An 18,412-nucleotide genomic window follows, 5' to 3' on the forward strand; every position below is an offset into this window, starting at 1 on the left:
GGGTCTCCAATGCTGAAAGCCATGGAGGCTCCGACCGATGAAAGACCTGTCCCCCACCGTAACCACGGGCCCGCTGCCCGCCTCCCGCCGCGTCTGGCACCGGGGCGAGCGGCACCCTGACATTCGCGTCCCCATGCGGGAAATTGACCTGCACCCGACCGCGGGCGAACCGCCGGTGACCGTCTATGACAGCTCCGGCCCCTATACCGATCCCGATGCCGAGATCGTCATCGACCGCGGCCTGCCGCGCCTGCGTGAGGCCTGGGTTGCCGCGCGGGGCGATACCGAAAGCTATGACGGCCGTCATGTGACCCCCGCGGACAATGGCTTTGCAGAGGGTGCGCGACTGGTGCCTGAATTCCCTGTGCGCCACGCGCCGCGCCGGGCGGTACAGGGCCGGGCGGTGACGCAGATGGCCTATGCCCGCGCCGGCATCGTCACGCCCGAGATGGAGTTCGTGGCGATCCGCGAGAATCTCGGGCGCAAGGCTGCCAGGGAGGCTTTGGTGCGCGACGGCGAGAGCTTTGGCGCCGAGATCCCGGACTTCATCACGCCGGACTTCGTGCGCGAGGAGATCGCGAAGGGGCGCGCGATCATCCCTTCGAACATCAACCATCCCGAGGCCGAACCCATGGCCATCGGGCGAAATTTCCTGGTGAAGATCAACGCCAATATCGGCAATTCCGCCGTCACCTCCTCGATGGCGGAAGAGGTGGAAAAGATGGTCTGGGCGACACGCTGGGGGGCGGACACGGTCATGGACCTGTCGACGGGGCGCAACATCCACAACATTCGCGACTGGATCCTCCGCAATTCGCCCGTGCCGATCGGCACCGTGCCGCTCTACCAGGCGCTGGAGAAGGTGAACGGCATTGCCGAGGATCTCAGCTGGGAGGTGTTCCGCGACACGCTCATTGAGCAGGCCGAGCAGGGCGTGGATTACTTCACCATCCATGCGGGCGTGCGGCTGCACATGATCCCGATGACCGTGAACCGGGTGACGGGCATCGTGTCGCGCGGCGGGTCGATCATGGCCAAGTGGTGCCTGCATCACCACCGCGAGAGCTTTCTCTATGAGCATTTCGAGGAAATATGCGATATCGCAAGGGCTTATGACGTGTCCTTCAGCCTTGGTGACGGGCTGCGCCCGGGCTCTATCGCCGATGCCAACGATGAGGCGCAGTTCGCCGAGCTGGAAACGCTGGGCGAGTTGACGCAGATCGCCTGGGCGAAGGAGTGCCAGGTGATGATCGAGGGCCCGGGCCATGTGCCGATGCACAAGATCAAGGCCAATATGGACAAGCAGCTCGCCACCTGCGGCGAAGCGCCGTTCTATACGCTCGGGCCGCTCACCACGGATATCGCGCCGGGCTATGATCACATCACCAGCGGCATCGGCGCGGCGATGATCGGCTGGTTCGGCACGGCGATGCTCTGCTACGTGACGCCCAAGGAGCATCTCGGGCTTCCGGATCGGGACGACGTGAAAACCGGCGTCATCACCTACAAGATCGCCGCCCACGCGGCCGATCTGGCCAAGGGGCACCCGGCGGCGCAGGTCCGCGACGACGCGCTGTCGCGCGCGCGGTTCGAGTTCCGTTGGGAGGACCAGTTCAACCTCTCGCTCGATCCCGAAACCGCGCGCTCGATGCATGATGAGACGCTGCCCAAGGAGGCGCATAAGGTGGCGCATTTCTGCTCCATGTGCGGGCCCAAGTTCTGCTCGATGCGTATTTCTCACGACATCCGTGCCGAGGCGCAGAAGGAAGGTATGAGCCGCATGGCAGAGAAGTTCCGCGAGGGCGGCGCGCTTTATCTGCCGCTCGACCAGACCGATGCGGTGACCGGGGAGAGCTGAGCCGCCGAGGCCGTCAGGCCCCGTTTCAGCCGCACGCGCCCTGCGGGCGTGTGCGGCACCGGCCGCAGCTGACCGGCCGGTGAAAAGCCCAGGTCAGGCGTTCGGGTCTCGGAGCTCTGCCGCCGCCAGTTGCGCGACCCGCTCGACATCGGCGCTCAGCGCCAGATCGCCGCCGCCGAGCGTCTCCAGTGCGACCCAGCGCGCCTCGAGCGCATCGTCGCCTGCGATCGGCGTTCCGGAGATCCAGGCGCAGCGCAAGGCGATCAGGATGAAATGCCGGCGAAGCCCGCCATCCGGCGCGCGGTCGAACGCATCGAGCGCGGTAAGAACGCTCCGCGCTTCCGCGCGCAGGCCGGTTTCCTCCCACAACTCGCGCAGTGCGGCCTGCTGAAGCGTTTCGCCCGGCTCGATCTTGCCGCCGGGAAAGCCCCACAAACCGGCATCGGGTGGATTGGCGCGACGCACCAGGAGCACCTGGTCGCCGCGGATGACAACGGCGATGACCGCGGCAATGGGGCGCTCGGCGGAGGGCGGCATATCGGCTGGCGTCACGGCGGCCTCTTGCTCTGTGGTCGGCGAGGAACATGGCGCGCAAGTCCCACAGATTCGCCGGCATGGTCGGGATCACGTTCCGGAGGCTTCTGCGCGGTCTGCATGCGCCAGTTTGCCTTGCGCTTTCTGGCCTCGCGCCGATGCCCCTTCGGCGCAACGAGCCTAGCAGCCTGCGCGCGAGACACAATGGCGCGCGAGCTGCGGCGCTCGTCGAAGAGCAAGGGCACTGCGGAGTGAGGTGTCCATGCCGCTCCTGTGCGCCGCTGCGGCGCTGCTGGTCAGCGAGCTGGGCAAGCCGCTCTCGGCACGTTGGGCATCAAGGCAGACTACAAAGTGGCGGCGCGAAGCGCAGGTGGAGCCGTGGGGAGATGGCCAGGAGAAGACTCTGGCGGATACACGAGGCCCTGCTGCGACGCGCCTTCTCAACGCTGAGCTATCGCTTCGACAGATAGCGACGCTGATGGGGTGGTCGGATCGCTATGCATCGCGGGTCATTGAAATCTACGCACGAGTTAGCCCCGACGAAAGTGATGCCGTTCTTGCCCGCCTGGAAGCTGCGAAAACGTGCCGCGAAATGTGAAACTGAAAACGCATCTGTAAACGGCAGTGCCGCTACAGAGAGACGAGTGACGCAAGTTCTTGAAAATATTGGAGGCGAGTACCGGAATCGAACCGGTGTACACGGATTTGCAATCCGCTGCGTCACCACTCCGCCAACTCGCCTATTGAACGACTTAGGTGTGTTGCGTGGTGGGCTGCCACACCGTCTGCCGCACCTTCTATTTTCGTTCTGTTCTGTTCGCAAGCCGAAAATCAGGGTCGCCGCGGGCGCGCTTTCCGTGATCTGGCCGACTGCCGGAGATCTCCGGTGTCAGGCTCGACCATGCCTTTGCTCTGAGGTGCCCCTAGATTTGTAGATACTTTGCCCCCTTACTTTGAGCCGAGGAGGCGATCATCGGGACAAGCAACTACAGCGACGTGTTCAAGCGGGACGCGGTGCATCCGCCGCCCGGCAGGGTATTGCGCGGCAATGTCCCGTGTATGGACGCCCCCGGGGCTGCAAGCGATTTTTTGACTTTGGCAACAGCATTGCGGTCGAGTTCCTTCGTGTATCCGGCCTCTGGTTGCGACCTTCAATGCCGCGGGCCCTCATGGTGAGTTCGAGGAACAGGTCCAAAACGAGAGGCCGTAGTACAAGCTACTCGGGACATTACTGGTTTTCCCATTCCTGATCTCGTCGACGCTTTGCCATGACCTCCATTCAGAACCACCGCACCCCAGCCTGCCTTCGCGCTCAGGCGTTGGCAGGGGTCTCGTAGACGCCGCCATGAGCCATGATCGCCCAGGCCATCCGCGCCATCTTGTTTGCCAGCGCAACTGCAACCAGCATTTTAGGTTTGCGAGCCAACATACGGGCCAGCCACGACCCATCTGGCGCGCCGCCGCGTTTTTGCGCGGCTTGGATCGCGGACATTGCACCGATGATCAGCAAACGCCGCAGGTCGCGCTGACCCATTTTTGATATCTTGCCCAGCCTTGTTTTACCGCCCGTAGAATGCTGGCGTGGTGCCAGCCCGATCCAGGCTGCGAAGTCGCGCCCCTTGCTGAACATCTCTGGCGGTGCCGCCAGCACGGCAATCGATACCGCCGTCACCGGGCCGATCCCCGGCATGGTCATCAACCTGCGCGCCACATCGTCCTGTCGGGCAATCTGTCGAAGTTGCCGGGTCAGCGCGTCAATGCGCGCGCTTAGCCCGGCGATGAGATCGAAGAATATTTGGCAAAGGCCGGTGACTTCGGGCGGCAATCGTTCTCCATTCTCAGCCACAGCCTTTTCCAACCGAGGCAGATGCTGAGGGCCTTTCGGCGCGACAATCCCATGTTCAGCCAGATGCCCTCGCAATGCGTTGATCGCCTGGGTACGTTGCCCTGTCAAAAGATCGCGGGTCTTGAGTACCATCGACTGACCTTGTTGCTCGGTTGTCTTGGTCGTCACAAAGCGCATGGTCGGTCGGGACGCTGCTTCAGCGATGGCTTCGGCATCATTCGCATCGTTCTTTTGCCGCTTCACATAGGGTTTGACGTATTGCGGGGCGATGAGCCTGACATCGTGGCCAAGTCTGGAAAGCTCCCGGCTCCAGTGATGCGCACCCGCGCAAGCCTCCAAAGCGATGGTGCAAGGCTCAATCTGACCGAAAAACTCTAGCACCCGCCCTCGCGGCAACGCCTTGCTAAAGACCTTAGATCCATTTGCCGCCGCGCCATGCGCGTGAAACGAACTCTTGGCAATATCCAGCCCTACAATGCTAACCTTCTCCATGGACGCTTCCTCCTCGTAGCGAATTTCGACACCGCTACCTTGGCACAGCGATGCCGTGAGGGGGCGTCCACACCATCAAGAGCGGCAACATCACCGCGTCGAGCCAGACCTCCGGCACCAGCGGCGGGATCGCGGCCGCCATGAAACCCGCCGCCCCGAGGATCATGATCTCGGGCGCACCGGCGGCGAAGCGGCTGTCCAGACATTGCCGGATGCCGCCGAGAACGGCGGACGCGACCGGCGCCCGGGCACTGCGGGCCTGCATCGCCGTCCAGAGCACGAAGATCAGCAGGCTTGCGATCATCACCCCGACCAGCAGCGGGAAGCCGAGCAGCGCGTGCAGCCCCACGATCACCGCGACCATCACCGCCACCAGCGTCACAACCTCGGCCAGCGCCGCGCGGTCGAGCACCGTGTCGCGCGCCCGCGGCGGCGTCCCGGGAACCAGCCGCCGTTCGAGCAGGCTGAAGAGCCAACCCAGCAGGATCAGCGCCATCGCCATGGAGAAGGTCATCGGCACCAGCCCGGACCAGGTGACGCCAGGTACTACGGTGGTGATCACCACCTGCGCGGCGGCGGTCGGCGCCCAGAGCATCGTCGGCCCAAAGCCCCGCAGCACCGCCAGCGCCATGCGGCGGCGTTCCAGCGCCGGAGCGCCGGAAGCGGCGATCATCGGTGCCAGCAACCCGAATAGCCCGACATTGAGCAGGAGCCCGATGAATTGAGCCGCCAGCGACAGCCCCAGATCGCGCCGTCCGCGCGGCATCGCCGCCACGTCCCGCGCCAACCGGACAAGCGCGGGCGATTGCGACGCCGAAACCCGCAGGAGCAGCAGCGACACGATCAGTGAGGCGAGCCCGGCGCTCTGCCACAGCGCCCGCGCCAGCTCCGGCCACTGGCCGCGCAGCGAAAGCGCGCCGGCAAGCAGGGCGCAGACCGTCAGAAACACCGCGTGCTGCCGCCGCAAATGCGGCGCCAGCAGCGGCAGCGTGCAGAGGTAGAGCAGAATGGGCACCCCGCGCGGAAGGGTCGGGATCAGCATTGCGGCAAGCGTGGCGACCATGGTCAGGCCAAGCCCTGCGCCGGCCAGCCGGAGCAGGGCCGGTTGCGTCGCCAAGTGCATTTGCAGCTGCGATACCGTCATGCCGTCCCTGCCGTCGCGCGCGGATCACGCGGCGCCGAAACCGCCCCCGCCCGAGGTTTCCATCTCGACCCGGTCGCCCTGGGTCAGCGTCCAGTGCTTGGCCGGATCCACCGGTTCGCCATTGAGTTTCAGCGAACCTATCTTTCCCTCGCCGCCGCCATGCAGCCCCGGCGGCGCAGATTTGATCCGGGTCATCAGGAAGGACACGGTCGCGGGGGTCTCGCCGCAGAACTCGAAGGCCAGCGCGAGCCCGTCGCCGCCGCGATGCCTACCCTCGCCGCCGCTCTCTCGCCGCACCTTTCGGTGCAGAATGCGGATCGGCGCCTCGTTCTCCATAACCTCGATAGGCGTGTTGCCCAGATTGGCAGGAAAACTCAGCGTCGACTGACCGGGCCGCGAGGCGGTCGCCCCCTGCCCGGCATTGAGGAAGTTCACCGCCGCATATCGCCGCCCCTCCGTTTCGCCCGAGATGGTGAAAGACGAGTTGGCAGAGCCGGGCGCCATGACCTTGTCGGGCAGCACATCCGCGAGCGCGCCCATGAAGGCCACGGGCAAAAGATGACCGATCATGCCGCGCGCGCCGCTGGCGGCGGGGTATTTCGGGTTGAGGATCGTGCCCTCGGGCGCCGAGGTCGAGACCGGCTGAAAGCTGCCCTCGTTGTTGGGCGTGCCCGGCGACAAGAGCGCCTTCACCCCGAAGGCGGTGTAGGAGAAGGTATAGATCGGCACCACGTTGACCGAGCGCGGGAGCTGTGCCGAGGAACCGGTGTAGTCGATATGCACCGCATCGCCGCGCACCTGAACGTTGTTCTGAATGACGATCCGCTCCTCGAACCCGTCATGTTCCAGCCGGTAGGGGTAATCCCCATCCGGCAGATCGCGGATCGCGGCGCGCATCGCCGCCTCGGAGCGCGTGCGGATCTCGTGGCCGAGGGCGTCAAGCGGAATGCCCGCCTCGTCCAGCAGGTCGCGCAGCCGGGTTTCGAGCATGCGGCAGGCGGCGACCTCGCCCCAGACATCGCCCATCGTCTGCTCCGGCACGCGCACATTCTGCCGGATCATCGCAACCAGCGTCTCGTTCACCTCACCCGCCGAGACGAGCTTGAGGAACGGGATTTGCAGCCCCTCCTCGAAGATTTCGCGGATGCCGCTGTTGCGCAGCTGGCCGCCGATATCGGGCATGTGGCTGGTGACCGCGGCAAAGGCGATGAGTGCGCCGTCGCGGAAGATCGGCACCGCGACGGAGATGTCGTGGATATGGCCGGTGCCCTTCCACGGGTCGTTGGTGATCAGCACATCGCCGGGTTTCAGCGTCTCGGGCGGGAACTTTGCCAGAAAATGCTTCACCGTCGCGGGCAGCGTGCCGATAAAGGACGGGATGCTCATGGAGCTTTGCGCCAGCGAGCGGCCCTGCGCATCTGTCAGCACCACGGCAAAGTCGTTGGCCTCACGCACCAGCGTCGAGAACGAGGTGCGCACGAAGGCGGCGGCGGCCTCGTCCACCGCGCTCACCAGCCGGGTCCAGAGGATTTCCAGAGTGACGGGGTCGATATTGGTCTTGCTCACGGCTTCACTCCGAGTTGGGCCTTGATGGTCAGGTCGGGAAGGATCTCGACGCGCGCGTCACAGGAGACGACGAAGGTCGATTCCCGCTCTTCGATGATGCAGGGACCGGCCAGTACGCTGCCGGCGGGAAGCGCGTAGCGTTCGTAGACGGAAACCTCCTCATAGCGCTCGCGCTCTGGCACGTAGATCGGGCGGGTCTTGGGCGCGGGCGCCGCACCCTCCTCCACCGCCGACCAGACGAATTCGCGCGCCCGCACCGAAGAGCTGCCGCTCAGCCGCCAGGTCACCGCCTGTATCGACGCGCTGGGAACGGTGGTACCGTAGAGATCGCGATAGGCCGCTTCGAAACCGTCCTTCAGCACCGGCGCCAGCTGCGGCCCGATATCGGCATAGGGCACGCGCACGTTCATCGTGCTGCCCTGCCCGGCATAGCGCATCTCGACGGTCAGCTCCCATCCCAGCGCGTCGGGGTTGGCGCCGGCCTCGGTGAGCTCGCGCACGGCATCCGCATGCAGTCCCGCCAGCACCGAGGCGACCTCGTTCCAGTCGAGCGCATCCAACAGGCCCGGACGCGACCACGAGCGGTCGGCGCGGGCGGGTGCCGCGAGCAGCCCGAGGCAAGAGCCCGCCCCCGCTGCGATGGGGCAGAGCAGTGTGGAAATTCCGAGCCGCCGCGCCACCTCGACCGCGTGCACCGGTCCGGCGCCGCCTGTTGCCACCATGGTGAAGCGGCGCGGGTCGTGGCCCTTTTCGGCAATATGCACGCGCGCGGCGGCGGCCATGTTTTCATTCACGATATTGACGATGCCGGCCGCAGTTTCCTGGGCGTTGAGGCCGATACCGCTACCCAGCTCGTCAAGAGCCTCTTCGGCAAGATTCTTGCGCAGCGCCATCTCTCCGCCAAGGAAATTGCCCGGATCGAGATAGCCGAGCACCAGGTCCGCGTCGGTGACGGCGGGACGGGAGCCACCACGTCCGTAGCAGACCGGGCCAGGCACCGATCCGGCGCTTTGCGGACCGACCTTGAGCAACCCCAGCGCATCGACGCCCGCAAGGCTGCCGCCACCCGCACCGATCTCGATCAAGTCGATGGAGGGGATTAGGATCGGCAGGCCGGAGCCCTTCTTGAAGCGCCGCACCCGCGCCGCCTCGAAGGAATGGGCGATGTCGGGTGCGCCGTTCACCGCGACGCAGGCCTTGGCGGTGGTGCCGCCCATGTCGAAGGCGAGGACGTAATCCTGTTCCGACAGCAGCCCAGCGTTCACGGCGCTCAGCACGCCGGCGGCGGGGCCGGATTCAAGCAACAGGATCGGGGTCTCCGCCGCCGCCTCGGCCGAGGTGAAGCCGCCAGAGGACAGCATGATGCGCAGGCTGCCCGAGATGCCCGCGTCGGCCATGCGCTGCGACAGCATCCCCATGTAGCGCTCGACCAGCGGCTGCACATAGGCATTGGCGGCGGTGGTCGACATGCGCTCGTACTCGCGCAGCTCGCGGGCCACGCCCGAGGAGATCGACACGCTCATGTCCGGCAGCGCCTCGGCCAGCGCGTCGCGCACGCGCTCCTCATGGGCGCCGTTCACATGGCCGTGCAGCAGGCAGACCGCCACCGCCTCCACCCCGTGCGCCTTGAGCTCTTCGGCCAGCGCCGCCAGTTCGGCCTCGTCGATGGGGGTGAGCGGGGTGCCCTTGGCGTCAAGCCGCTCGGTCAGCTCGAAGCGGTTCTCGTCCGGGACCAGCGGCTCGGGCAGTTCGAGGTCGAGATCGTAGAGGTCGTAGCGGATCTCGCGACGGATATCGAGCGTGTCGCGGGTGCCCGCCGTGGCGATCAGCGCGGTGGGCACGCCTTTGCGTTCGATCAGCGTATTGGTGACAAGCGTCGTGCCATGCACCACTTCGCGTACCTGCGCCGCCGTATCGCCGCCGCCGACCTTCGCGAGAAGCTGCGCCACGACGCTCGAGACGCCCTCGCCGGGATCGTCCGGGGTGGTCAGGCACTTTCCGACCCAGATGCGCCCGGTGGCCTCGTCCTCGGCGATGCCGTCCGTAAAGGTTCCGCCGATGTCTACGGCGATCTTGAGATCGATGGGGTGAGACATGAGTTCTTCAACCTCGCTTGGTAGTTCCGCGCTTACGCGTCAGCTTTCGGAGGTCGCCGCGCTGGCGCGGCGGCTCCGCAGATAGAGAAAGACCATCAGGGCGGCGCCGATGGCCGCGCCGATGTATCCGGTGGTGATTTCGGGTATGAACAGGCAGAAGCCCGAGACCAGCAGCATACCCGCCCGTTCGGGCCAGCCCAGCCGCCCGCAAAACCAGCCTTCGGAGCCGAAGACCCAGGCGGCAATGCCAAAGCCCGTCAGAAGCACCGATTCCGCCAGGCCCAGCGACGTCCAGTCGATCAGCAGCAGCTCGGGATGCATGACCAGCGCAAAGGGGATCACCAGCGCGGGCATGCCCATGCGCAGCGCCGCAAGCGCGATGGCGGTCGGCTTGGCGCCGGCGATGCCTGCCGCCGTGAAGCAGGCGATGGCCACGGGCGGTGTGATATTGGACATGACGCCGAACCAGAACACGAAGAAATGCGCCGCCAGCGGCTGGGCGCCCAGCGCCACCAGCGCCGGGGCCACGGTTACGGCGACGACGATATAGATCGCAGTGGCGGGCAACGCACAGCTCAGCAGGATTGCAGCCAGCGCCGTGAGCAGCAGCGCCACCACGAGATAGCCGCCCGAGAACAGGTCGATATAGGAGGTGAATACCTGCGCCGCGCCGGTGATTGTGACGACGACCACGATCAGCCCGGCGACGAGACAGGCGACGGCGACGGGCACCGTGGCGATGGCACCGGCAACCAGCGCCTCGAGAAAGCGGGCGGGACTGAGCCATGTCGCCCGGCGCAGAAAGCTAACCGCGATGATCGCGACGATGCCCGTCATAGCGGACCAGATCGGCGTCTTGCCGTCGAGCAGCATATAGAGCAGCACCAGCACCGGCAGCAGCAGATAGCCGCGCGACAGAAGCACCGATTTCAGCGAAACCATTTCGCTCTCGTCGACGCCGCCGATATTGTTGCGCAGCGCCGAGACATGCACCACGAGGATCAGCCCGCCGAAATAGAGCAGCGCCGGAACGATCCCCGAGAGCACCACCAGATAATAAGGCATGCCGACGAAATCGGCGAGCAGGAAGGCGGCGGCGCCCATGACCGGGGGCATGATCAGCCCGCCGGTGGAGGCGATGGCTTCGACGGCGCCGGCGACATGGGCCGGAAAGCCCGCGCGTTTCATCAGCGGGATGGTGATCGTGCCGGTGGTCGCCACATTGGCCGAGGCGGTGCCGCTGATCATCCCGGTCAGCGCACTGGAGGCCACGGCCACCTTCGCCGGGCCTCCTGTGGCGCGGCCCGAGATTGCCAGCCCGATATCGGTGAGCGCGCCGGAGGCTCCCACCGCTGTCAGGAAAGCTCCGAAGAGGACGAAGAGCGCGATATAGGTCTGGGCGATCTGGAAAACGCTGCCGAATAGCCCTTCGTCGACCATATAGATCCTGAGCAGCAGACGTTCCGGGCGGATGCCGAAATGCGCCAGCGGTCCGGGCATCGACTGGCCGTAGATCGCGTAGAGCAGAAAGATCACCGCGAGGGCCGGCATCCAGATGCCCAGCACGCGACGCCCTGCTTCGAGTGTCACGACGACGGCGGCCAGAGCAAAGGCCATATCGGTTCGCGACATGCGCATCGTGCCGGAAATAAAGTCATGATAGACCACGTAGATATACAGGCCGCAGGCGACGCCGGTGACGGCGAGCCCCCAGTCGAGCACCGTAGGGCGGTCGCGCCGCGACCGGTCGCTGGCGGGAAAGCAAAGAAAGACGATGGCCAGCAGCATCGCGGCAAAGATGCCGGAACGGCGCATGATGTCGAGCAGCAGCCAGCTGTTGATAGAGAACACGAACAGCGACATCCCGGCACAAAGCGCGATGACGGTGATCGCGGGCAGACCGGAGAGCTTTCGCGCGCTCGATGTGCCAGCCGAGAATTCGGCTTTCTGGATCAGATTGAAGAGGCGGTCTGTTGGCACGTTTCAGGACTTTCGCGAAGGAACAGGTCGAACTGCGGCCGCCGGAAGATGGCGGCGGGACTGCGCCGGGACAGGCCCGGCGCAGCCAACTTGCCGGATCAGTCCGCGCCGAAGAAAGCGGCGGCGGCCGGGAGTTTCTTTACGTCGAGCTGCCCGAATGCCTTGGCGTTGCGCTCGAAGGTGACCGAGTTGTAGATGGCGTGCATGCCGCCCAGCTCTTCGAGATTGCCATACATCGTCTCGAGGATCTCGGTCGCGGTCGCCTCTGGGAAGTCTTCGGGAACCATGAGCAGCGCCATGTGGGCCGTGGTGTCGAGCGCCGCGTCCTGACCCGGGTAGGTGCCGGCGGGCACTTCGAAGGGGATCTTCCAGCTGATATTCTCAAGCACCTTGGATTGTTCCTCGGGGGTCATCCCGTAGATGCTGAACTTGTCGCCAGCGACGGTTACCGCCTCGGTCACAGAGGTGGCGGGGATGCCGGCGGAGACCAGCGTCGCGTCGATGATACCGTTTTGCAGCGCCGCGATGGCCTCGGACTGGCCGAGATATTCCACCTGGATATCGTCGAGCGTCAACCCGGTGGAGGCAAGCACCGCCTGGGTCGAGAGCAGCGTGCCGCTGCCGGGACGACCCGCGGCGATGCGCTTGCCCTCGAGATCGGCGAGGCTTTCGATGCCGGAATCGTTGGCGACGAGGATGTGATCGACGCTGGAAAACAGCGGCGTCAGCATCGCCATGCCCTCGAAGCCGTCGCCCTCGAACGGGCCCTTTCCGGCAATCGCGTTCTGCGCCACGTCGATCTGAACGAAGGCCATGTTGACCTCGCCGTTGCGCAGCAGCGACACGTTCTCGACCGAGCCAGCCGACGAGATCGCCGAGGCGCGCATCTCGGTCTTGTCGCCGATCAGGTTGGTCAGCGCGATGCCCGCCGGGTAGAAGGTGCCGCCGCTGGTCGCGGTGGCAAGGTTGATAAACTTCACCTCCTGCGCCCCAGATGGAGCGGCAAGGTTCAGTGCTGCGGCCGCGGCCAAAAACAGGGTTTTCAGTTTCATGATGTCCTCACTGTTGTCAGGGTCCGGTTCATTTTTTGTTGTATTCCCCGCCGATCTGCCCGGATTCCGTCGGCGGATGGTATCCGTTACGCCGTCATCGCCTCCGAGAAGGTGATCCGGATTTTCGCCGGGTCGCGGTCGGTGGTGCCAACCGCCTTGGCGGCATCCGTGGGAACCCCGATCAACGAGGGCCCGCTACGCGCAAGGGCCGCGGCATAGAGCCGGTCGAAATCCGCCGCGCCTTCGGCCCAGTGGCTTTCGGTCAGCCCGGAAGAGCGGGCGATCCCGATCAGGTCGGCGCCGCTTGCCGTTGCGGTCTTCTGGCCGCCGGTGATCTGGTACATGGCGTTGTCGAAGACGATCATGGTCAGGTTCGCGGGCGCGCAGATCGCGATGGTCGACAGGCAGCCGAGCTGCATCAGCAGCGATCCATCGCCTTCGAGTGCCACAACCTTGCGCTCGGGTTGGGCCAGCGCAACGCCCAGGGCGATAGGAAAGGCCAGCCCCATGCTGCCAAGCATATAGAAATTCGCCGGGCGCGGCCCCGAGGCCCAAAGGTCGAAATTGGTATTGCCGATGCCACCGATCACCGCGTCGCGGTCGTCGAGCGCGGCAACGGCGCGGCAGATGGTTTCGTGTCGGTTGAGCAGTGTCTCGTTCATCATGGTCATTTCTTCGCGGACTTGCCGCCGGTCAGCAACGGCGAGAGGATGAGCGCGGTGGGCGTGCGGGTCTGGAGCGCCTGATCAAAGGTGCGCTCGGTGACAAAATCCATTTCCTCGGCACGGGTAAGGGTGACATGGTCGACGCCGGAAGCGTCCAGGATCGGACGCATCGTCTTGGCGACCTGAAGCTGCACGCGGTTGAACTCGCCCAGCACACCGCGTTCTGAAATCACCATGAGCACAGGCACCTGGTAGGGCACCGGAAGCGAGGCGATCACATTGGCCAGCGTCGCAAGCCCGCTGGTCTGCATCAGCACCACCGAGTTGCGGCCTGCGAGGATCGACCCTGTGGAGATGCCGATGGCCTCCTCCTCGCGGGCGCAGACCACGACCTCGAAGAACGGATCCGCCTCGACCGCCTCGATCAGCGGACGCAGGACGGTGTCCGGAACATAGGTCACAAGCTGCACATCGCAGAGCTTGAGTTTTGCGATCAGGGTTTCGTGCCAGGCCATTGCCCCGCTCCCCTTGCCGCCGGAATCCAGCATTGTCGTTCCTCCTGCACGGGGCTCTGCCGCGCTCGTCAAAGTGTCGTCTCTCCAACGCTAGACAGCCGCCACCGGCAAAATCAACAAAATTGTTGTCAATTTAGACAACTTTTATGATAACGATCTCCAAGTGACTGAAATCGCGGCTCGCAGAGGTCGCTCATCAACATGAACAGCGGCATTGCGTCGTCAGAACTTCTGGAAAAGGCCGCAGATTTGCGCAACGGACTTGAGTGCTATAGGCGAACCGGGAACACTGGCATCATTCTGTGCGGGTGTATTGCCGGAAAATCGGCCGCCGGGGCGATGGGCCGCTTTCCGACGCGGCCGGTAAGGAGAAATGCGAGTGGACGCAAAGAAGAAGGCCGAGAAACTGGATGCGGCGTCGTTTATTCGCGATGCGATCACCCGCGGAGACTATCAGCCGAACGAACGCCTGATCGAAAACGACCTGAGCAAGCGCATCGGCGTGAACCGCAGCCTGATCCGCGTCGCGCTGGCCCGGCTCGAACAGGAAGGCCTAGTCGTGATCGAGCCGAACCGGGGCGCCCGCGTGCGGCTGATCTCGGACCGCGAGGCGATCGAGATCGTCGAAACCCGGTGCGCGCTCGAACTGCTCATTGTCCGCTATGCCGCCGAACGTGCCACCGAGGAGGACAAAGAAGAGCTGCGCCGGATCGTCGGGGAGATGGAAGCGCTGTTCCTCTCGGACGATCTTATCCGCTACTCGCGCACCAACGGTCTATTCCACCGCAAGCTGCACGAGATCGCGCAGCACGAGACAGCAACCAAGATGCTGGGCATGCTGCGTTCGCAGATGGTGCGGTTCCAGTACCGGGCCATACTTGTACCCGACCGCGCGCGCAAATCCCTCGCCGAACACAAGGCGGTCTTTGCCGCCGTCGAGGCCAACAGCCCCGACCGGGCCGAGCACGCCATGCGCCGGCACCTGAAGGGCGTGATCGATGGCATCCGCGATGCCATCGCAGCCAGCCAGGCCATGGCCGACGTCTGACAACGAGGGCAGACGCCCTTATCCGAACACTTGAAGCAGGCGTGGCCCGCCGCGCCCTCATCTCGAGGGGCGGCGGGCCACGCCTGCTTTTCCGTTTCCAAACAACCCGGAGATTCCCGTGACCGAGACTTTCGACCTCTATATCGGCGGCACATACGTCAGCAGCGACGCCCAGGAGCGTTTCGACAGCATCAACCCCTATACCGGGACGGCCTGGGCCAGCATCCCACAGGCCAGCGATGCACAGGTCGCCAACGCGGTCGCAGCCGCGCGAACCGCCTTTCCGGCCTGGTCGCGCAGCACCGGCAAGACCCGCGCTACCCTGCTGAACCGGCTCGCGGATCTTCTCGAGGCCGAAGCCGACCGTTTCGGCCTCATGGAAAGCACCGACAACGGCAAGGTGATCCGCGAGACCCGTGCCCAGATGGGCTTTTCGGCGCGGCAATACCGTTTCTTCGCGGGCTATGCGGACAAGCTCTGGGGACAGACCATTCCGCTGGACGACCCGGACGTGTTCGATTTCACCACTCGCGTGCCGGTCGGTGTGGTGGTGCTGGTCACCGCGTGGAATTCGCCCATGGCGCTGCTCTCCAACAAGCTTGCCCCGGCGCTTGCGGCGGGCAACACAGTGGTGATCAAGCCTTCCGAGCACGCCTCGGCCACCACGCTCGCCTTCGCCGAGCTGATTGAGCGCGCGGGCTTTCCGCCCGGTGTCGTCAACATCGTCACCGGCGATGCACGCACCGGGCAGGCACTGCTCACTTCGGGCCGCATCGATCACATGAGCTTCACCGGCAGCCCCGAGGTCGGGCGCAAGATCGCCGCCGCCGCGGGGGCGGCGCTTGTTGCGGTGACGCTGGAGCTTGGCGGCAAGTCTCCGAACATCATCTTCGCGGATGCCGATCTCGACAAGGCGGTGGTGGGCGCGCTGGCCGGGATCTTCGGCGCCACAGGGCAGACCTGTATCGCCGGCTCGCGGCTGCTGGTGCAGCGCCCGGTTTACGACGAGGTGGTCTCGCGGCTTGCGGCGCGTGCAGCGGCGATCCGGCTGGGCGACCCCACCGACCCCGAAACCGAGATGGGCACCACCGCGAACCGCCCGCAATACGACCGGATTCTCGACGCCATTGCGGCGGCGCAGGACGAAGGAGCACAGCTCGCGGCGGGGGGGCGCCCGGCAAACGGCGAAAATCTGGGGAACGGCCTGTTCATCGAGCCGACCATCTTCCGGGACGTGCACAACGACATGCGGCTGGCACAGGACGAGATCTTCGGCCCGGTGCTGGCAGTGCTGCCCTTCGACACCGAGGAGGAGGCGCTGGCCATCGCCAACGGCACCCGCTACGGGCTGGCATCGGGGGTCTGGACGCAAGATATCTCGCGCGCTTTCCGAATGACGCGCGCGCTTGAGGCAGGGGTGGTCTGGGTGAACACCTACCGCGCCTCTGCGGTTCAGGCCCCGTTCGGCGGCGTCAAGGAATCGGGTTTCGGGCGCGAGCGCGGCGAGGTCGCGCTTCAGGAATTCACCGCGATTCGCAACGTGATGATCAACTTCTCCGACGAGGAACGCGATCCGTTCTCGGTGCGCGGCTGACGCGGTGGCGGCTGCGCGCCGGCGCAGGCGCGCGATGATTGCGCATCGCAGGACGGGGCCGGCTATGGCTCGCAGGGCATCGCTCTTGATCGCACCGGCCCCGTCTCCGCCCCGCAGCACGAACTCTTCGTCGTAGGGCTGATCTCGATACAGCTTTCGGCAAGCCGGCCGGTGGGATATTCCGAGCGCATTCCAACCAAACGCGAGCCGCTATGACACTTCCGCCAAGAACCGACGAAGACTGGCCCGAAGCCATTCAGGACATGAACCAGGGCTTTGCCGGCGCGCTCAATGTCTATCGGACCATGGCGCATCACCCGGCGCTGTTGCGGGCATGGGCACCGCTAAGGCAGCATATCGTAAAGGACACTGCGCTCGGACCGATCAGATCGGAAATCGTGATTCTGCGTGTGGGTGTAAAGCTCGGTTCGTCCTATGAATGGGCGCATCATGTCTCGCGCGCGCGGGCGCTGGGTATGTCCGACGACCGGATCGCCGCTGTGCTCAAAATGCCCGATGGCGAGGACGGGCTGCTTGTCCGCGCAGTCGATGCCATGCTGGACGCGCACCGCCTGCCCGAAACGCTCGAAGCGGAATTGACCGCAGCCGTCGGACGAGAGGCGGTCTTTGACCTGATCGCCACGGTCGGCTTCTACTCTGTATTGGGCACGATCCTGATGACCTACGACGTGCCGATCGACGACAAGGTCGCGGCAGAGATGGAGGCGCGCCCGCTCAGCCGGACCTGACCGGGCAGCGCCTTGTCACCGGGTGGCTCGATTCCGGATCAGTTTCGCCACGGCGTCGGCCATGGCGCGGTTGCCCTCGGCGCCCGGGTGCAGATGGTCGCCGCTGTCATGCTCGGGATTCAGCCGCATATCGTCGCCGGGCGCCGAAAGCAGCCGGTCGAAATCCACCAGCCCGTCGAACCGAATGCTTTCGCCGCTGGAAGCGGCCTCGCGCAGCATGTCATTGAAGGCGCGCCGCAGAGCGTCCTTCTCGGGGCTCCAGTAGCTGGCCGCCATCGGGGTGCCGGGGAGAGCACCCTTGAACGGCGGCACGGTGCCCAGGATCAGTGTCATGCCCTGCGCGTGGACCTTTTCAGCGACCTGATGAAGACCGTCGCGCAGACGATCCAGGCGCATCGGAGCCTCATCCGGCGAAAACGGCGAGCCGGGCCAAGCGATATCGTTGGTGCCGATCAGCAGAACCAGCGTATCTGCGCCGGGCACGGCAAGAGCGTCGTGACTCAGCCGCGCCAGCACGCTCTGCCCCATGCCGTCCGAGAGCAGGCGCCCACCGGAAATCCCGGCATTGACCACCGCGATCCCCTCCTCTGTCAGCGCCCGCGACAGAAAGTCCGGCCAGCGCGCCATGCCATCCATCGGCGCGCCGTTGCCGTCGGTGATCGAGTCGCCCATGGCGACGACCACCGAACGCGCGGGGTGATCCGAAAGGACGCCGCTGAGCGTGATACGCGCAGGCATTTCTCGCACGACCTCGGGTGACGGGCTGTCCGCGGCGATGACATAGCTGGTCTCGCGCGCATCCCAGTGAAAATCCTCGGCCACGGCGTTTGCGCCATAGGTCAGCGTAACCGCGATCCGGGTGCCGGCTGCGACGGGGAAATCGACGGGGTCGGAGACCGCCTGCGCCCCGGGTGCGATCACGATCCCAGGCAAACCACCGAACCGGACCATTGCAGCGTCCTGCACCCCGGTCGCGCCGACGCTCAGCGCCAGCGCGGCGGCGTCGATCGGCAAAGGCTTTGTCCCGTGCAGGTTCGAAAGCACCAGTCGCATGCGCGAAGCCGGGAAACCCACGGTCAGGGGCTGGCGGATGATGGCTCCGGCGATACTGTCGGGCAGACCGGTGGCAAATACCGATGTATCGGACCAGACCTTCTGTGGGGCGGCCATCCAAACCGGGGTCCAGGGCTCGGCCTGCGCCGGCAGGGTCGGGGCAGAGGCACTGAATGTGCCAAGGGCCAAGGCGGCAGCGATTTTTATAAACGTGGTCATC

General features: G+C 65.3%; 15 protein-coding genes and 1 tRNA gene. 5 read left to right on the forward strand and 11 right to left on the reverse strand.

Annotation, left to right across the window (positions count from 1 at the left end):
• Window positions 1-37 precede the first annotated feature (37 nt).
• Complete coding sequence (thiC, locus tag I6N89_RS01045; protein ID WP_207016380.1) at window positions 38-1,858, forward strand: phosphomethylpyrimidine synthase ThiC; 1,821 nt, start codon at window positions 38-40, stop codon at window positions 1,856-1,858.
• 93 nt (window positions 1,859-1,951) lie between these two features.
• Here thiC and I6N89_RS01050 read toward each other — a convergent pair whose 3' ends face one another.
• A complete protein-coding gene (locus tag I6N89_RS01050; protein WP_328805826.1) occupies window positions 1,952-2,410 on the reverse strand; it encodes an NUDIX hydrolase in 459 nt (152 codons plus the stop codon).
• Between the two features lie 244 nt (window positions 2,411-2,654).
• Here I6N89_RS01050 and I6N89_RS01055 point away from each other — a divergent pair, with 244 nt between their 5' ends.
• Window positions 2,655-2,990 (forward strand): tyrosine-type recombinase/integrase, encoded by a 336-nt coding sequence (locus tag I6N89_RS01055; protein ID WP_207016381.1) that lies wholly within the window; start codon window positions 2,655-2,657, stop codon window positions 2,988-2,990.
• 69 nt (window positions 2,991-3,059) lie between these two features.
• Here I6N89_RS01055 and I6N89_RS01060 read toward each other — a convergent pair.
• The 9 genes from I6N89_RS01060 to I6N89_RS01100 all read right to left on the reverse strand — a co-directional run bounded on the left by I6N89_RS01060 (window position 3,060) and on the right by I6N89_RS01100 (window position 13,781).
• Window positions 3,060-3,133: transfer RNA gene (locus tag I6N89_RS01060), tRNA-Cys, on the reverse strand.
• Between the two features lie 571 nt (window positions 3,134-3,704).
• The gene (locus tag I6N89_RS01065) at window positions 3,705-4,730 is read right to left on the reverse strand and encodes an IS110 family transposase (protein WP_007793130.1); all 1,026 of its coding nucleotides are present in this window, start codon (window positions 4,728-4,730) and stop codon (window positions 3,705-3,707) included.
• A 34-nt stretch (window positions 4,731-4,764) separates the two neighbouring features.
• Complete coding sequence (locus I6N89_RS01070; protein ID WP_207016382.1) at window positions 4,765-5,874, reverse strand: hypothetical protein; 1,110 nt, start codon at window positions 5,872-5,874, stop codon at window positions 4,765-4,767.
• Window positions 5,875-5,898: 24 nt separating this feature from the next.
• Window positions 5,899-7,440 (reverse strand): hydantoinase B/oxoprolinase family protein, encoded by a 1,542-nt coding sequence (locus I6N89_RS01075; RefSeq protein ID WP_207016383.1) that lies wholly within the window; start codon window positions 7,438-7,440, stop codon window positions 5,899-5,901.
• Window positions 7,437-9,536, reverse strand: coding sequence for a hydantoinase/oxoprolinase family protein (locus I6N89_RS01080; protein WP_207016384.1), 2,100 nt, complete (start codon window positions 9,534-9,536; stop codon window positions 7,437-7,439). Before I6N89_RS01080 ends, I6N89_RS01075 begins: the two co-directional genes overlap by 4 nt.
• 39 nt (window positions 9,537-9,575) lie before the next feature.
• Window positions 9,576-11,516 (reverse strand): TRAP transporter permease, encoded by a 1,941-nt coding sequence (locus I6N89_RS01085; RefSeq protein ID WP_207016385.1) that lies wholly within the window; start codon window positions 11,514-11,516, stop codon window positions 9,576-9,578.
• A 98-nt stretch (window positions 11,517-11,614) separates the two neighbouring features.
• Window positions 11,615-12,568 carry a TAXI family TRAP transporter solute-binding subunit gene (locus tag I6N89_RS01090; protein WP_207016386.1) on the reverse strand — a complete coding sequence of 318 codons (954 nt, stop codon included), beginning with the start codon at window positions 12,566-12,568 and terminating at the stop codon, window positions 11,615-11,617.
• Window positions 12,569-12,654: 86 nt separating this feature from the next.
• Window positions 12,655-13,233, reverse strand: a complete 579-nt coding sequence (locus tag I6N89_RS01095) for a thiamine pyrophosphate-dependent enzyme (protein ID WP_207016387.1) — start codon at window positions 13,231-13,233, stop codon at window positions 12,655-12,657.
• A 2-nt stretch (window positions 13,234-13,235) separates the two neighbouring features.
• Window positions 13,236-13,781: a thiamine pyrophosphate-binding protein gene (locus I6N89_RS01100; RefSeq protein WP_207016388.1), complete on the reverse strand. Its 546-nt coding sequence runs from the start codon at window positions 13,779-13,781 to the stop codon at window positions 13,236-13,238.
• Window positions 13,782-14,127: 346 nt separating this feature from the next.
• Between I6N89_RS01100 and I6N89_RS01105 the strand changes: the two genes are divergently transcribed.
• From I6N89_RS01105 to I6N89_RS01115, 3 genes are all read left to right on the forward strand, one after another.
• Window positions 14,128-14,796, forward strand: coding sequence for a GntR family transcriptional regulator (locus tag I6N89_RS01105; protein WP_207016389.1), 669 nt, complete (start codon window positions 14,128-14,130; stop codon window positions 14,794-14,796).
• Window positions 14,797-14,914: 118 nt separating this feature from the next.
• Window positions 14,915-16,390 (forward strand): aldehyde dehydrogenase, encoded by a 1,476-nt coding sequence (locus I6N89_RS01110; RefSeq protein ID WP_207016390.1) that lies wholly within the window; start codon window positions 14,915-14,917, stop codon window positions 16,388-16,390.
• A 212-nt stretch (window positions 16,391-16,602) separates the two neighbouring features.
• Window positions 16,603-17,139, forward strand: coding sequence for a carboxymuconolactone decarboxylase family protein (locus tag I6N89_RS01115; protein ID WP_207016391.1), 537 nt, complete (start codon window positions 16,603-16,605; stop codon window positions 17,137-17,139).
• A 15-nt stretch (window positions 17,140-17,154) separates the two neighbouring features.
• Here the strand turns inward: I6N89_RS01115 and I6N89_RS01120 are convergent, their stop codons facing one another.
• Window positions 17,155-18,411, reverse strand: coding sequence for a GDSL-type esterase/lipase family protein (locus I6N89_RS01120; protein ID WP_207016392.1), 1,257 nt, complete (start codon window positions 18,409-18,411; stop codon window positions 17,155-17,157).
• Between the last annotated feature and the right edge of the window lies 1 nt (window position 18,412).

It is taken from the genome of Salipiger abyssi (assembly GCF_017311415.1).
Lineage (GTDB): Bacteria > Pseudomonadota > Alphaproteobacteria > Rhodobacterales > Rhodobacteraceae > Salipiger > Salipiger abyssi_A.

Excerpts from the sequence above, each read along its gene's own strand:
- thiC (WP_207016380.1), top strand. The coding sequence starts at position 38 with ATGAAAGACCTGTCCCCCACCGTAACCACGGGCCCGCTGCCCGCCTCC.
- I6N89_RS01055 (WP_207016381.1), top strand. The coding sequence starts at position 2,655 with ATGCCGCTCCTGTGCGCCGCTGCGGCGCTGCTGGTCAGCGAGCTGGGC.
- I6N89_RS01065 (WP_007793130.1), bottom strand. The coding sequence starts at position 4,730 with ATGGAGAAGGTTAGCATTGTAGGGCTGGATATTGCCAAGAGTTCGTTT.
- I6N89_RS01070 (WP_207016382.1), bottom strand. The coding sequence starts at position 5,874 with ATGACGGTATCGCAGCTGCAAATGCACTTGGCGACGCAACCGGCCCTG.
- I6N89_RS01080 (WP_207016384.1), bottom strand. The coding sequence starts at position 9,536 with ATGTCTCACCCCATCGATCTCAAGATCGCCGTAGACATCGGCGGAACC.
- I6N89_RS01090 (WP_207016386.1), bottom strand. The coding sequence starts at position 12,568 with ATGAAACTGAAAACCCTGTTTTTGGCCGCGGCCGCAGCACTGAACCTT.
- I6N89_RS01095 (WP_207016387.1), bottom strand. The coding sequence starts at position 13,233 with ATGATGAACGAGACACTGCTCAACCGACACGAAACCATCTGCCGCGCC.
- I6N89_RS01100 (WP_207016388.1), bottom strand. The coding sequence starts at position 13,781 with ATGCTGGATTCCGGCGGCAAGGGGAGCGGGGCAATGGCCTGGCACGAA.
- I6N89_RS01115 (WP_207016391.1), top strand. The coding sequence starts at position 16,603 with ATGACACTTCCGCCAAGAACCGACGAAGACTGGCCCGAAGCCATTCAG.
- I6N89_RS01120 (WP_207016392.1), bottom strand. The coding sequence starts at position 18,411 with ATGACCACGTTTATAAAAATCGCTGCCGCCTTGGCCCTTGGCACATTC.